The following is a 13322-nucleotide window of genomic DNA, read 5'->3' on the forward strand; positions in this document are numbered from 1 at the left end:
GCTCCGATCCGGCAGGTCAGGGCGTCGGATCCGTCAGTGACTGCTCGGCCCAGATGATCTTCCCCTCCGGGACGAAACGCGTGCCCCAGCGCTGGGTGACCTGGGAGACAAGCAGCAGCCCGCGCCCGCCCTCGTCGGTCGTGCGCGGATGCCGCAGATGCGGGGCGGTGGCGCCGCCGTCGAAGACCTCGCAGACCAGCGCGCGCTCCCTGATCAGCCGCAGCCGGATGGGGCCGGTGGCGTACCGGATCGCGTTGGTGACCAGCTCGCTGACGACCAGTTCCGTCGTGAAGGCCAGCTCCTCGAGACCCCACTCCGTCAGCATCCGGGCCGCCGTCTTGCGGGCGTCGGCGACCGCGGCCGGGTCGGACGGCAGGTCCCAGTCGGCGACCTGCTCGGTGCCCAGCAGCCGGGTGCGCGCCATCAGCAGGGCCACGTCGTCGTGCGGGCGGGCCGGGGTCAGGGCGTCGACCACCGTCCGGCAGTGCAGGTCGAGCGAGGCCGCGTGCCGCTCCAGGGCCCGCCGCAGCCGGTCCCGGTCGGCGTCCACCGCCCAGTCGTCCCCGTGCGCCAGCAGACCGTCGGTGTGCAGCGCGAGCGTGCTGCCCGCCGCCAGGGCCAGCTCGACCGACTCGTACGGGGGGCCGCCCACGCCGAGCGACGCGCCCTGCGGCAGATCCACGAAGGTGACGTCACCGTCGGGCAGCACGACGGCCGGCGCGGGATGGCCCGCCGCCGCCATGGTGCACTGCCCGTCGACCGGGTCGTAGACGACGTACACGCACCCCGAGCCCACGGACTGGGCGACGGCAGCCTCCGCGTCCGTCTGCACGCCCTCCTCCCGGGCCGAGCGCGCCACCAGGTCGTCCAGATGGGCCAGCACCTCCTCGGGTGGCAGGTCCAGCAGCGCGAGAGTGCGTACGGCCGTCCGCAGCCGCCCCATCGCCGCCGCGGCGTCGATGCCGTGCCCGGGCACCTCGCCCACCACCAGGGCGACCCGGGCGCCGGACAGCGGGATGACGTCGTACCAGTCGCCGCCGAGGCCGGTCAGCTCGTCGGCGGGCCGGTAGCAGGCGGACACCTCCAGCGCGTCCTGCTCGGGCAGCCGGTGCGGCAGCAGGCTGCGCTGGAGCACCAGGGCGGCGTCGCGTTCGCGGGTGTATCGCCGGGCGTTGTCGACACAGACCGCGGCCCGGGAGACGAGGTCCTCGGCGAGGTTCAGGTCGCCCTCCTCGAACGGCTCCTGGCGGTGGCGCCGGAAGAACGTGGTGAGACCGAGGGTGACGCCCCGCGCGCGGATCGGCACGATCATCACGCTGTGCAGGCCCAGTTCGAGGAAGATCGCGGTCCGCCCGCCGCGCGCGTGCTCGGCCCACGCCTCGCCCAGCGGGTCCAGTCGCTCCTCGCGCCAGGACCGTGCCGTCCTGAGACAGCGGATCGGCGGCGACCCCGCCGGATACGTGACCACCTCGCCGATGTCGACGACGGCCTCCGGCACGCTCCGGGTGACCGAACGCTGCCCCGCGCGGCGCAGCGGCACCGAAGCCGTCTCGCCCAGCGGCCCGGCGGCCGGCTCCCCGCCCCGCAGCACCGACTCCAGCAGATCCACGGTGACCAGGTCGGCGAGTCCCGGTACGGCCACGTCGGCCAGCTCCTGGGCGGTGCGCGTGATGTCGAGCGTACGGCCGATGCGCTCACCGGCCCGGTCGAGCAGGGCCAGCCGCTGCCGGGCGCGATGGCGGTCGGTGATGTCCTCCACCGTGTAGTACACGCCGGTGGGATGGCCGTCGCCGTCGTCGATCCGGGTGAACGACATCATGTGGGCGGTCTCGCGCAGCGGGGCGGAGCGCGCTTGGCCCACGTGCTCGTAGCCGACGATCGGTTCGCCCGTCGCCAGCACCTGCCGCATCTGCGCCTCGATGGACTCGGCGTCCAGACCCGGTTGGACGTCCGCGAGCCGCAGCCCGAGCCGGTTGGTCGGTGGGCCGCCGCCGTACTGGGCGAGGGCCGCGTTCGACCACACGTAGCGCAGGTCCGTGTCGACGATCGCTATGCCGACGGGGGAGCGGGTGACCATCTGCTCCAGGGTGGCGCGGCTCATGTCCCAGCCGGGCGCGTCCGCGAGCTCCGACAGCAGCACGAGCCAGCGTGCCGGGCCCTGGGCGTCCAGGGCCGAGGTGATCCGCACCATGAGCCGGACCGGGGCGCCATCCCGGTGCCGGGCGGTCAGCAGCCCCGCCCAGCCGCCGTCCCTGCGGCACCGCTCGATCAGCTCCGGCACCCGCCCCGCGTCCTCGGCACTCAGCAGCTCACCGACGCTCTTCCCGACCGTCTCGGATGCCGTGTACGCCAGCAGCCGCTGCGCGTTCCTGGTCCACGCCGTCACCAGACCCCGCGCGTCGAGCAGCACAGGCGCGGCGTCCGCCACGTCGAACCCCTGCCCGGCAACGCCCCGCTCCTCGTGTGTGCCCACGGCCGACCTCTCTGTCGCTGAGAGCGGTCTACCACCTCTTGTCCCCATCTTCACCCTTCCGGTCACCGCTGCCTCTTTGCGGGGGCCGGGAGTGGGGTGGTGGACGGCGGGGTTCGCGCGGCGGCGGCCGCGTGCCGCAGGGGCGGGGACGCGTCATCGGTGACGGGGCCGCGGCGAGCGTACGGGCAAGCGGAGGACGAGGCGGGTCGGGCGCGGGGCGCCGGGACGGCCACCGTCAGGGCGGTCCAGGGGCAAGGGTCCGGGGGCGTTCACCCGTGGAGCTCGGCCTGTTCATTCCGCCTCCGCCGCTCGGCAGTCCGGCCCCTACCCCGACAGCCCGGCCCCCCAACCGCTCGGGAGCCGGGCCGCCGGTATCCCGGGGCGCTTACGCCAGTACTTTCTCCAGCGCCCCCAACGCCCCTGTCAGCTCCTCCGCCGTGATCGTCAGAGGCGGTGCCAGGCGGATGGTGGAGCCGTGGGTGTCCTTGACCAGGACGCCCTCGCGCATCAGGCGTTCGCCGATCTCGCGGCCCGTGCCGACCGCCGGGTCGATGTCGACGCCCGCCCACAGGCCCCGCGCGCGGAAGCCGACGACGCCCCGGCCGAGCAGGGCCGACAGGCCGCCGCGCAGGACCACGCCCAGTTCGGCGGCGCGGCGCTGGTACTCGCCCGTCTCCAGGAGCTCGACCACGGCCGTGCCGACCGCGGCGGCGAGCGGGTTGCCGCCGAACGTCGAGCCGTGCTCGCCCGGCCGCAGCACCCCGAGCACGTCACGGCCGGCCACCACCGCGGACACCGGCACGATGCCGCCGCCCAGCGCCTTGCCGAGCAGCAGCATGTCCGGCACGACCGACTCGTGCTCGACGGCGAGCGTGCGCCCCGTACGGCCGAGCCCCGACTGGATCTCGTCCGCGATGAACAGGCACCCCTCGCGGCGGGTCAGCTCACGGACCCCGGCCAGATAGCCCTCGTCGGGGATCAGGACCCCCGCCTCGCCCTGGATCGGCTCCAGCAGCACCGCCGCCGTCGTCTCGTCGACCGCCGCCTCCAGCGCCGCCAGGTCGTTGTACGGCACGATCCGGAAGCCCGGCGTGAACGGGCCGAAGCCCTGCCGCGCGGTCTCGTCCGTGGAGAACGACACGATGGTCGTCGTACGGCCGTGGAAGTTGTCCGCCGCGACCACGATCGTCGCCCGGTCGGCCGGGACGCCCTTCACCTCGTACGCCCACTTGCGGGCCACCTTGATGCCGCTCTCCACCGCCTCGGCGCCCGTGTTCATCGGCAGCACCATGTCCAGGCCCGTCAGCGCCGCCAGCCGCTCGGCGAACTCGGCGAGCCGGTCGTTGTGGAACGCCCGGGAGGTCAGGGTCAGGCGGTCCAGCTGCGTGTGCGCCGCCTCGACCAGCGCCGGGTGGCGGTGGCCGAAGTTCAGCGCCGAGTAGCCCGCCAGCATGTCGAGGTAGCGGCGGCCCTCCACGTCCTCCACCCAGGTGCCCTCGGCACGGGCCACGACCACGGGCAGCGGGTGGTAGTTGTGCGCCAGGACCGGCTCCTCGGCGCGGATCAGATCGGCGGACGAACGGGTCGTACGGGTCTGCGCGGGCGCGGTCATGAGCGGATCTCCTGGGTGCAGCACTTGATGCCACCGCCGGCCTTGCGGAACTCCGACAGGTCGACGGGGACGGGGACATAGCCGCGCTCGTCCAGGCGCACGGCGAGCGCCTCGGCCTGCGGCGCGATGAAGACATGGCGACCGTCGGACACGGAGTTCAGACCGAAGGCGGTCGCGTCGTCACGGGTGGCGAGCACCGCGTCCGGGTACAGCCGCGCGAGCACCTCACGGCTGCCCGGCGAGAACGCCTCCGGGTAGTAGACGATGTTGTCGTCGTCCAGCACGAACAGCGCCGTGTCCAGGTGGTAGAAGTACGGGTCCACCAGCGTCAGGCTGATCACCGGGTGGCCGAAGAACTCCTGCACCTCGCGGTGCGCCTCCCGGGTCGTCCGGAATCCGGTGCCGGCCAGCACGTACCGGCCCGTCCAGACCAGATCGCCCTCGCCCTCGCAGACGGACTCGGGCCGGTACACGTCGAAGCCCGCCGTCTTGAACCACGTCTCGTAGTGCGTGGACTCCGGGCGGCGCTCGGGCGCGTGGAAGAGGGAGCCGAAGACGCGGCCGCCGACCACGACCGCCGAGTTCGCGGCGAACACCATGTCGGGGAGACCGGCGACCGGCTCCAGCGTGTCGACCGAGTGGCCGTGGGAACGGTAGGCGCGGATCAGCGCCTGCCACTGCTCCTGGGCCAGATCGACGTCCACCCGGACGTCGGGCCGCATCCAGGGGTTGATCGCGTACTGCACGGCGAAATGTCTGGGTTCACAGACGAGGAAGCGCCGCCGGCGCGGCACACGGGTTTCGGGCACAGAGGGGTCCCTCCGCTTCCTACGGTGTTGATGAGGATTGACACCAAGGTAAGAAAGCGGGCTGACGAGCGACAAGAAACAGAAAGTGCGTGTCCACGCAGGAACGCTGCGTCTTCGGCCGGTTCAGCGCACGTCTGCTGCGTCGCTCTCGGCGGCCGTGGGGACGGGCTGGCTCGCGCCCGCCTCCGGACTCTCCGGGATGAGATGGGACAGCACCATCACACTGATCGTCTTGCGGATGAACGGCTCGACCCGGATGCGCTCCAGCACCTCCTCGAAGTGCTCCACGTCCCGCGCCCGCACATGCAGCAGCGCGTCCGCGCCCCCCGTCACCGTCATCGCCGCGGTGATCTCCGGATGGTTGCGGACCACCTCCGCCAACCGCCGCGGCGGGGCCGCGCCCTCGCAGTACACCTCGACGTACGCCTCCGTACGCCAGCCCAGCGCCGACGGCTTCACCGTGGCCGTGAACCCGGTGATCACGCCCGTGTCGCGCAGCCGGTCCACGCGCCGCTTCACCGCCGTCGCGGACAGCCCGACGCTCGAGCCGATCTCCGCGAAGCTCGTCCTGGCGTTCGCCATCAGGGCGGTGATGATCTTCCGGTCGAGTTCGTCGAAGGACGCCGCGCCGCTGTTCATGAGGGCACTGTAAGCGGCCCGACACCCAGCGCGAACGCGCACCGGAAGCACGTGTCCAAGCGTGCGAATTGCTCCTAGACTCCGGGTTCATGCTGCGCGCCCTCGCTGTCGACGACGAACGCCCCTCGCTGGAGGAACTCCTCTACCTCCTGAACGCCGACCCCCGCGTCGGCAGCGCCGAGGGCGCCGGCGACGCGACCGAGGCGCTGCGCCGCATCAACCGCGCCCTGGAGTCCGGGCCCGGCGGGCCCGAGGCGATCGACGTCGTCTTCCTCGACATCAACATGCCCGGTCTCGACGGACTGGACCTGGCCCGGCTGCTGACCGGGTTCGCCACCCCGCCGCTGGTCGTGTTCGTCACCGCCCACGAGGACTTCGCCGTGCAGGCCTTCGACCTCAAGGCCGTCGACTACGTCCTCAAACCCGTCCGCAAGGAACGGCTCGCCGAGGCGGTCCGCCGCGCCGTCGAACAGCGCGACGCCGCCCGGCGCGACACCACGCCCCGCATACCCGTGAGCGAGCCCGACCCCGACCACATACCCGTGGAGCTCGGCGGCGTGACCCGCTTCGTCGCCGTCGACGACATCACCCATGTCGAGGCGCAGGGCGACTACGCCCGCCTGCACACCGACAAGGGCAGCCACCTCGTCCGCATCCCCCTGTCCACCCTGGAGGAGCGCTGGCGCTCCCGCGGCTTCGTCCGCATCCACCGCCGCCACCTCGTCGCCCTGCGCCACATCGGCGAACTCCGCCTGGACGCGGGCTCCGTCAGCGTCATGGTCGGCGCCGAGGAACTCCAGGTCAGCCGGCGCCACGCCCGCGAACTGCGGGACCTGCTCATGCGGAGGTCGTGACCATGCCCCAGAACCCCGCCGACCGCCGTGTCGTCGTCACCGGCCCGCCCCGGCAGACCCGCCGCGTCTCCGGCTACTACCGGCCCCGCACCGAGATCGACGAACAGACCACCCTCGGCCACACCTACGTCCGCTCCCTCATGCGCACCCAACTGCGCACCGCCCTCACCGTGTTCGCCGTCCTCGGCCTCCTCGTCGGCCCGCTGCCGCTGCTCTTCGCGGCGATGCCGGACGCCCAGCACCTGGTCTGGGCGATCCTCGGCTTCGGCCTCTACGCCCCCCTGGTCCTGCTGGCCCGCTGGTTCGTACGCCGCGCCGAGCGCAACGAACGGGACTTCGTACGGCTCGTCGAAGACCGCTGAGCGCTCCGCTGGAAGGGCCGGGACATGCCGTCGATCGTCCGCAGCGCCCTCGTGGCTGGTCGCGCCCACGCGGCGGAGCCGCATATGGACACAGCCGCGCGCCCCTTCAGGGACCACGGAGCCGCAGCAGACTTCGCCCGACCCGCCGAGACCGCTGAGACAGAGGAACCGATGAGGCCGTGAACTCCAGCTACGCCGTCCCCGCCGTCGCCCTCGTCGTCCTCGCGACCGTCCTCGTCGGCGCCTTCGGCCTGCGCATCTCCCGCACCACCTCCGACTTCTACGTCGCCTCCCGTACCGTCGGTCCCCGCCTCAACGCCGCCGCGATCAGTGGCGAGTACCTCTCCGCGGCCTCCTTCCTCGGCATCGCCGGACTGGTCCTCGTCCAGGGCCCGGACATGCTCTGGTACCCGGTCGGCTACACCGCCGGCTACCTGGTCCTGCTGCTGTTCGTCGCCGCCCCGCTGCGCCGCTCCGGCGCCTACACCCTCCCCGACTTCGCCGAGGCCCGCCTCTCCTCCCAGGCGGTACGACGGCTCGCGGGCGCCTTCGTCGTCGGCACCGGCTGGCTGTACCTGCTGCCCCAACTCCAGGGCGCCGGGCTGACGTTGACCGTACTGACGAACGCACCCGACTGGCTCGGCGGAGTGATCGTCGCCGTCGTCGTGGTCGCCATCGTCGCCGCCGGCGGCATGCGCAGCATCACCTTCGTCCAGGCCTTCCAGTACTGGCTCAAACTCACCGCCCTGCTCGTCCCCGCCCTCTTCCTGATCCTCGCCTGGCAGGGCGACGGCGCACCTCGCCACGCCTTCGACGAACCGGCGACGTTCCGCGAACAGAGCGCCGTCCGCGTCGACGACACCCTCGACCTGAAACTCGACCGCCCCCTGACGGTCACCGTCACCGGCACCGTCGACGGCCGCACCCACGAGGAGCACAAGCTCCGGCTCCCGGTCGGCACCCACCACATCGAGGCCGGCACCCGCCTCACCTTCGACCAGGGCGCCCCCGTCCCCGAACCCGACCGCGGCAGCAGCGGCAGCCTCTCGCCCTCCCAAGCCGAGAACCGCGGCGAACGCCCCCTGTACGCCACGTACGGCCTGATCCTCGCCACCTTCCTCGGCACCATGGGCCTGCCGCACGTCGTCGTGCGCTTCTACACCAGCCCGCACGGCGTCGCCGCCCGCCGCACCACCGTCGCCGTCCTCGGCCTGATCGGCGCCTTCTACCTGCTGCCCCCGGTCTACGGCGCCCTCGGCCGGCTCTACGCCCCCGAACTCACCCTCGCCGGAGACGCGGACGCCGCCGTGCTGCTGCTGCCCGAGCGGATGATCGGCGGCCTCGGCGGCGACCTGCTCGGCGCGCTGGTCGCGGGCGGCGCCTTCGCCGCGTTCCTGTCCACGGCCTCGGGCCTGACCATGGCCGTCGCCGGCGTCCTCACCCAGGACGTCCTGCCCTCCCGGGGCGTACGTCACTTCCGGCTCGGCACGGTCCTCGCCATGGCCGTTCCGCTCGCCGCGAGCGCCCTGGTCGGCGGGCTGCCCGTCGCCGACGCGGTGGGCCTCGCCTTCGCCGTGTCGGCGTCGTCCTTCTGCCCGCTGCTCGTCCTCGGCATCTGGTGGCGGCGCCTGACCCCGCCCGGCGCGGCCGCCGGAATGCTGGTCGGCGGCGGCTCGGCGCTGCTCGCGGTGGCGGCGACGATGGCCGGCTTCCCGGGCTCCGGAGCCCTGCACGCGCTGTTGGCCTGGCCCGCGCTCTGGTCGGTGCCGCTGGGCTTCCTCACCATGATCCTGGTGTCGCTGGCCACCCCGGGCCGCGTCCCGGCCGGGACGGCGGCGATCCTGGCACGGTTCCATCTGCCCGAGGAACTGCGCGCGGAGGTGAAGGCATGAGCGGATTCATCGCGGGCCTGTGCGTGGCGATCCTCCCGCTGCTCGCCGCCGGCTTCTGGCTCGGCCGGCGCACCGCCCGCCCCCAGAACCTCGGCGGCCTCGGCACCCCCGTCGAACACGCCACCTTCGAGACCCTGCACACCGCCTCCCTCGCCGCACCCCCGCTCAGGGCAGGCCTCACCGAGGAGACCGCCCGCAAGTCGGCCCGCCGACTGCGCTCACTGCTCGGCACGGACGCGCTCTGCCTCACCGACCACAAGGACGTGCTCGTCTGGGACGGCGTCGGCGGACATCACCGTACGGAGATCATGGAACTCCTCGCCGGCCCCCTGGACACCGGCCGTGGCGAGGCCTTCCCTCTGACCTGCGACACCCCCGACTGCCCCGTGCGCTGGGCCGTGGTCGCCCCGCTCACCGTCGACGACCGCGTCCACGGCGCCCTCGTGGCCTGTGCGCCCCGCGAGTCCGCCGTGCTCGTGCGGGCCGCCGGGGAGGTCGCCCGCTGGGTGAGCGTCCAGCTGGAACTGGCCGACCTAGACCAGTCCCGCACCCGTCTCATCGAGGCCGAGATCAAGGCACTGCGCGCCCAGATCTCCCCGCACTTCATCTTCAACTCGCTCGCCGTGATCGCCAGCTTCGTGCGCACCGACCCCGAGCGCGCCCGCGAACTGCTTCTGGAGTTCGCCGACTTCACCCGCTACTCCTTCCGCAGGCACGGCGACTTCACCACCCTCGCCGACGAACTCCACGCCATCGACCACTACTTGGCGCTCGTGCGGGCACGCTTCGGCGACCGCCTCTCCGTCACCCTCCAGATCGCCCCGGAGGTACTGCCGGTCACCCTGCCCTTCCTCTGCCTCCAGCCGCTCGTGGAGAACGCCGTCAAACACGGCCTGGAGGGCAAGAAGGCGCTCGCGGGCAAGAGCCACATCAGCATCACCGCCCAGGACGCGGGCGCCGAGGCCCTCGTCGTCATCGAGGACGACGGCGCCGGCATGGACCCCGCCCTGCTGCGCCGCATCCTGGCGGGCGAGGTCAGCCCGTCGGGCGGCATCGGACTGTCCAACGTCGACGACCGGCTCCGACAGGTGTACGGCGACGCCTACGGCCTCGTCATCGAGACCGCCCCGGGAGCGGGCATGAAGATCACCGCCCGGCTGCCGAAGTACCAGCCGGGCGTGCACTCCGCGGGGCGGCTCGACAGGCAGTGAGACAGCCCCAGGCGCCGGGCCCCCTTCTCAGGTGCTGCGGCTGACGACCAGCCCCAGCGTGATCAGCCCCAGCACCACCCACCCGAACCACAGCCAGCCATTGCTCCCGAGCGCCACCGTGTAGGCCGTCACCACGACGAGACCTCCTACGGTGACCACCCCCATCGCCTTGGTAGAACTGTCCGCAGAACCGCCAGAACCGCTAGAACCGGGCATCGCGACACCCTCCTCATGGTTCGTCCCCCTCCATGGTGCCCCCGTTCTGCCTCCTGACGGTGCACACGACGAAATGAGTCCCGTTCTTCCAGGACCCCTCGCTCGTCCAGGAGCCCGCCGTGTACACGGAGGGATCGAACCCGTAGTCGCGCGGCGGCACCTCACGGGCACACGCCGTGTCCGATTCGGTGCGGGCCTCGGTCAGCGTGACGTCGGCGCCCAGTCGGGTGAATCCGAGCACCTGCTCGTCGTGCGGATCCGCGCAGGACACCAGGCGGGCGTCCCGGCGCGAGCGCACGTCCAGACAGTCCCGCCGCTGCATGGTCGCCGTGTCGGCGAACGCCGAACCCGCCTCGCGGTGCCCACCCAGCGGCCCGAACACCGGCCCGTGCGCGCCCAGCACCAGACAGGCGGTACGCCGCCCCGCCGCCTCGAACCCCGCCTCGGACGGTACGACGGCGAAGCCGCGCACATCCGCGAGCCGCTCGCGGATCGCCTCCGTCCGCTCCTCGCACGCCGCAGGGCCCTCCCGGCGCGCCTCGGCGGCGGACGCGGCGGCGACGAACGCCATCACCTGCCCGTCGGGAGCCAGCTCCCCACAGCTGGGGTCCAGCCGCAGCCGGGGCGTCCCGTGGAAGGGCGCCGCGCCGGGCCAGTCGGCCACCACACAGTCACCGTCCTTCAGCGGCTCCCCGAGCCCGACGGCATCGCCGTACGGCCGCCCCGACCCGCCCTCGTCCGACTCCCGATCCACCGCGTACCAGGCCCCGGCCCCCGCCAGGGCCAGCCCGAGGAGGCCGGCCAGCACCGCGTGCAGGACGCGGGGACGGGTCCGACGCGGCCATGGGTCGGGCTCGGACAACGAGGACGGCAAGGGCGCCATGGGCGTCGGTGGGGTCACGGAGGGCACGGGTGTCCCGGGCGGCGCCCCGCCCCAGTGCGGCTGCGAACCGAGGTCCGTCCGGGTGCGCGTATACGCGTCCGCCTCGGGCGTCACGATCCGTGACAGCGCCGCCTCCGCCTCCGCGGCGGACATCCGCCGTGCCGGATCCTTCTCCAGCAGGGCCCGTACGACGGGTCCCAGCGCCCCGGCCCGCGCGGCCGGCCGGGGCTCCTCCATGACCACCGCGGTCACCTGGGCGAGATGCGACTCGCGGTCGAAGGGCCCCCGCCCCTCGACCGCGTGGTACAGCGTGCAGCCCAGCGAGAACAGGTCCGTGGCCGGCGTGGGCGCCCCGCCCGTCACCCGTTCCGGCGCCAAGTAGCCCGCCGTACCCACCAGCACCGACGCCAGCGTGTACCGCGTCTCCCCGGCGTCCGGCTGCACCGAGATGCCGTAGTCGGCGAGCAGCACACGCCCGTACGGCGCCCCGGACCGGTCCGGCGCGAGCAGGATGTTCGCCGGTTTCACGTCCCGGTGCATGACGCCCCGCTCGTGTCCGGCGGTCAGCGCGTCGAGTACGGCGAGTCCGATGCGGGCGCACTCCGCGGGCGCGGGCGGGCCGTCCCGGTCGACGAGGTCCCGCAGGTTGACGGCGTCTGCCACGTACTCCATGACGATCCACGGCAGCCCTTCGTGCTCCAGCACGTCATGCACGGTCACCACGTGCGGATGCCCGCGCAGCCCCGCCGCGTGCCGGGCCTCCGCACGGGCCCGGGCCACCCTGGCCTCGCGCTCGTCGGCCTCCGCCGGGTCCCGGAACACGATCTCCTTCAGCGCGACCTCGCAGGCGAGTCTCCGGTCGTGGGCCAGCCAGACATGGCCCATACCGCCGCTGCCGAGCCGGTTCAGCAGCAGATAGCGGCCGGCGACGACCCGGCCCACTCCCGACGTCGGTGATCCTGAGGGCATCCGGTGACTCCCGGGGTCTGCGGGTGCACTGCGTGGTTGCTAGGCGCTCGTGCGCGCGGAGGGGCCGACGGCGGAGGGCGTGCCGGTCGCCGGGTCGCTGGTGGCGGGCGCACTGGTCCCGGACGGGGGCGCGCCGCTGGTGACCGGCGTGCTGGGCGGGGGTGAGCTGGTGAGGGACGGCGGCGGGGGCGGTGTGCTGGACGTGGGGGGCTTGGCCGAGGGGCGGGGTGCGGAGGACGTTCCCGTGGACGGGGAGCCGCTCGTGGGCCCTGGGCCGGACGGTTTGGAGCTGCTGGACTGCGAACTCCCCGGAGACGAGGGCGGCGGAGTCGACGCGGACGACGAAGGGGGTGAGGACGACGAAGACGGCGACGACCTGGTCGGTGTCGGCGTCGGAGTGGGCGTCGGCGTGGGCGTCGAGCCCGGGGGAGTGGGCACCGCCCCACCGGAGCTGTCGCCGGTCACGCTCAGCGTGACGTACTCCCCGAACCGCAGCTCGGTCCCGGCCGGGGGATTCGAGGCCGTCACCGGGGCGTCGTCCGGCGGCAGCCCCCTGCCGTCGAGGTCGACGGCCAGCCCCTGGTCGGCCAGGCGCCGGCTCGCCTGCCCGAACGTCGCCCCGGCGAGGTCGGGCACGGCACGCCGCTCACGCGTGTCGAACGCGGCATCGTCCTCCCCGGCCGTCCCCACGGGACGGGCGATGCCCCGATCCGGTTCATGGATGTCGACCAGGGCGAGCCGCTCCACTTTCCGGGGCGCGGATCGCACGGCCACCACGGACGACTTCTCGTACCCCTTCCACTCCTCATTACGGTCATCGAACGCGACGGTTATCCGGGTCGTGTCACCCTCGAAGGGCCGCAACGGATTTCCGCACGAGCACTTCACCGCGGGAAGACCCTGCTCATCGACGAGAATCGCGATTCCCGACTGAAGCAACGCGTCGAAGGGGACGGCCTTCCCCTTCTTGTAGTCGTGATTCCGCACGAGAGTGTCGTGACGCAGGAGAACAGGTGTGAGGCGTTCCAGATATCCGGGAATCTCGTCCGTCGAAAGGAACAGGGCGGTGGCCCACGCCCGTGCCTTGCGCTCATGGGCGGGATCGGTGAGGAACTTCTTCAGCCGTACGACATCGCAGATCGCCGGCTGCTCGGACCCTCCGTACAGGCCCGGAGTATCCCCCTGCTGAAGACCACCGTGCGCGGCCCGGACCGTGGTGACCCGCGCGTCATCCCGCCCGAGCCCCTGGTTCTCGTCGAAGAAGGGCGCGAGCGAAGGAACTCCCGCGGCCACTGCCTTCACGACGGACACAGGCGCGTCCCGGTCGCACCCGCTCAACACGAGTACGCAGACCCATACGACGGCGAACCTGCGTACGAAAACACGAAGCGCCATTACCGCT

11 protein-coding genes are annotated in these 13322 nt (G+C 72.7%); 4 read left to right on the top strand and 7 right to left on the bottom strand.

From position 1 onward, the window contains the following. Window positions 1-16: 16 nt before the first annotated feature. From ACFZBP_RS18680 to ACFZBP_RS18695, 4 genes are all read right to left on the bottom strand, one after another. Complete coding sequence (locus ACFZBP_RS18680; RefSeq protein WP_391414351.1) at window positions 17-2473, bottom strand: SpoIIE family protein phosphatase; 2457 nt, start codon at window positions 2471-2473, stop codon at window positions 17-19. A 385-nt stretch (window positions 2474-2858) separates the two neighbouring features. Beyond that, the gene (gene rocD, locus ACFZBP_RS18685) at window positions 2859-4085 is read right to left on the bottom strand and encodes an ornithine--oxo-acid transaminase (protein ID WP_383453749.1); all 1227 of its coding nucleotides are present in this window, start codon (window positions 4083-4085) and stop codon (window positions 2859-2861) included. After that, complete coding sequence (ddaH, locus tag ACFZBP_RS18690) at window positions 4082-4894, bottom strand: dimethylargininase (protein ID WP_383453751.1); 813 nt, start codon at window positions 4892-4894, stop codon at window positions 4082-4084. The genes rocD and ddaH overlap by 4 nt, the downstream gene beginning before the upstream one ends. 123 nt (window positions 4895-5017) lie before the next feature. Further along, window positions 5018-5533 carry an Lrp/AsnC family transcriptional regulator gene (locus ACFZBP_RS18695; RefSeq protein WP_383453753.1) on the bottom strand — a complete coding sequence of 172 codons (516 nt, stop codon included), beginning with the start codon at window positions 5531-5533 and terminating at the stop codon, window positions 5018-5020. Window positions 5534-5622: 89 nt separating this feature from the next. Here ACFZBP_RS18695 and ACFZBP_RS18700 point away from each other — a divergent pair, with 89 nt between their 5' ends. From ACFZBP_RS18700 to ACFZBP_RS18715, 4 genes are all read left to right on the top strand, one after another. Next, on the top strand, window positions 5623-6387 hold the full coding sequence (locus tag ACFZBP_RS18700) for a LytR/AlgR family response regulator transcription factor (RefSeq protein WP_383453755.1): 765 nt from the start codon (window positions 5623-5625) through the stop codon (window positions 6385-6387). 2 nt (window positions 6388-6389) lie between these two features. Beyond that, window positions 6390-6749, top strand: coding sequence for a hypothetical protein (locus tag ACFZBP_RS18705; protein WP_383453757.1), 360 nt, complete (start codon window positions 6390-6392; stop codon window positions 6747-6749). Window positions 6750-6928: 179 nt separating this feature from the next. Beyond that, window positions 6929-8641, top strand: coding sequence for a cation acetate symporter (locus tag ACFZBP_RS18710; protein WP_383453760.1), 1713 nt, complete (start codon window positions 6929-6931; stop codon window positions 8639-8641). Then, window positions 8638-9852 carry a histidine kinase gene (locus ACFZBP_RS18715; RefSeq protein ID WP_391414355.1) on the top strand — a complete coding sequence of 405 codons (1215 nt, stop codon included), beginning with the start codon at window positions 8638-8640 and terminating at the stop codon, window positions 9850-9852. Before ACFZBP_RS18710 ends, ACFZBP_RS18715 begins: the two co-directional genes overlap by 4 nt. Before the next feature lie 27 nt (window positions 9853-9879). Here the strand turns inward: ACFZBP_RS18715 and ACFZBP_RS18720 are convergent, their stop codons facing one another. The 3 genes from ACFZBP_RS18720 to ACFZBP_RS18730 are packed head-to-tail and all read right to left on the bottom strand — an operon-like array spanning window position 9880 to window position 13315. Continuing rightward, on the bottom strand, window positions 9880-10068 hold the full coding sequence (locus tag ACFZBP_RS18720; protein ID WP_383453767.1) for a hypothetical protein: 189 nt from the start codon (window positions 10066-10068) through the stop codon (window positions 9880-9882). Window positions 10069-10081: 13 nt separating this feature from the next. Beyond that, window positions 10082-11920, bottom strand: coding sequence for a protein kinase (locus ACFZBP_RS18725; RefSeq protein WP_383453770.1), 1839 nt, complete (start codon window positions 11918-11920; stop codon window positions 10082-10084). 39 nt (window positions 11921-11959) lie between these two features. Further along, window positions 11960-13315, bottom strand: coding sequence for a DUF6777 domain-containing protein (locus ACFZBP_RS18730; RefSeq protein ID WP_391414358.1), 1356 nt, complete (start codon window positions 13313-13315; stop codon window positions 11960-11962). Window positions 13316-13322 lie beyond the last annotated feature (7 nt).

This window comes from Streptomyces sp. NPDC008086 (assembly GCF_042957325.1).
Lineage (GTDB): Bacteria > Actinomycetota > Actinomycetes > Streptomycetales > Streptomycetaceae > Streptomyces.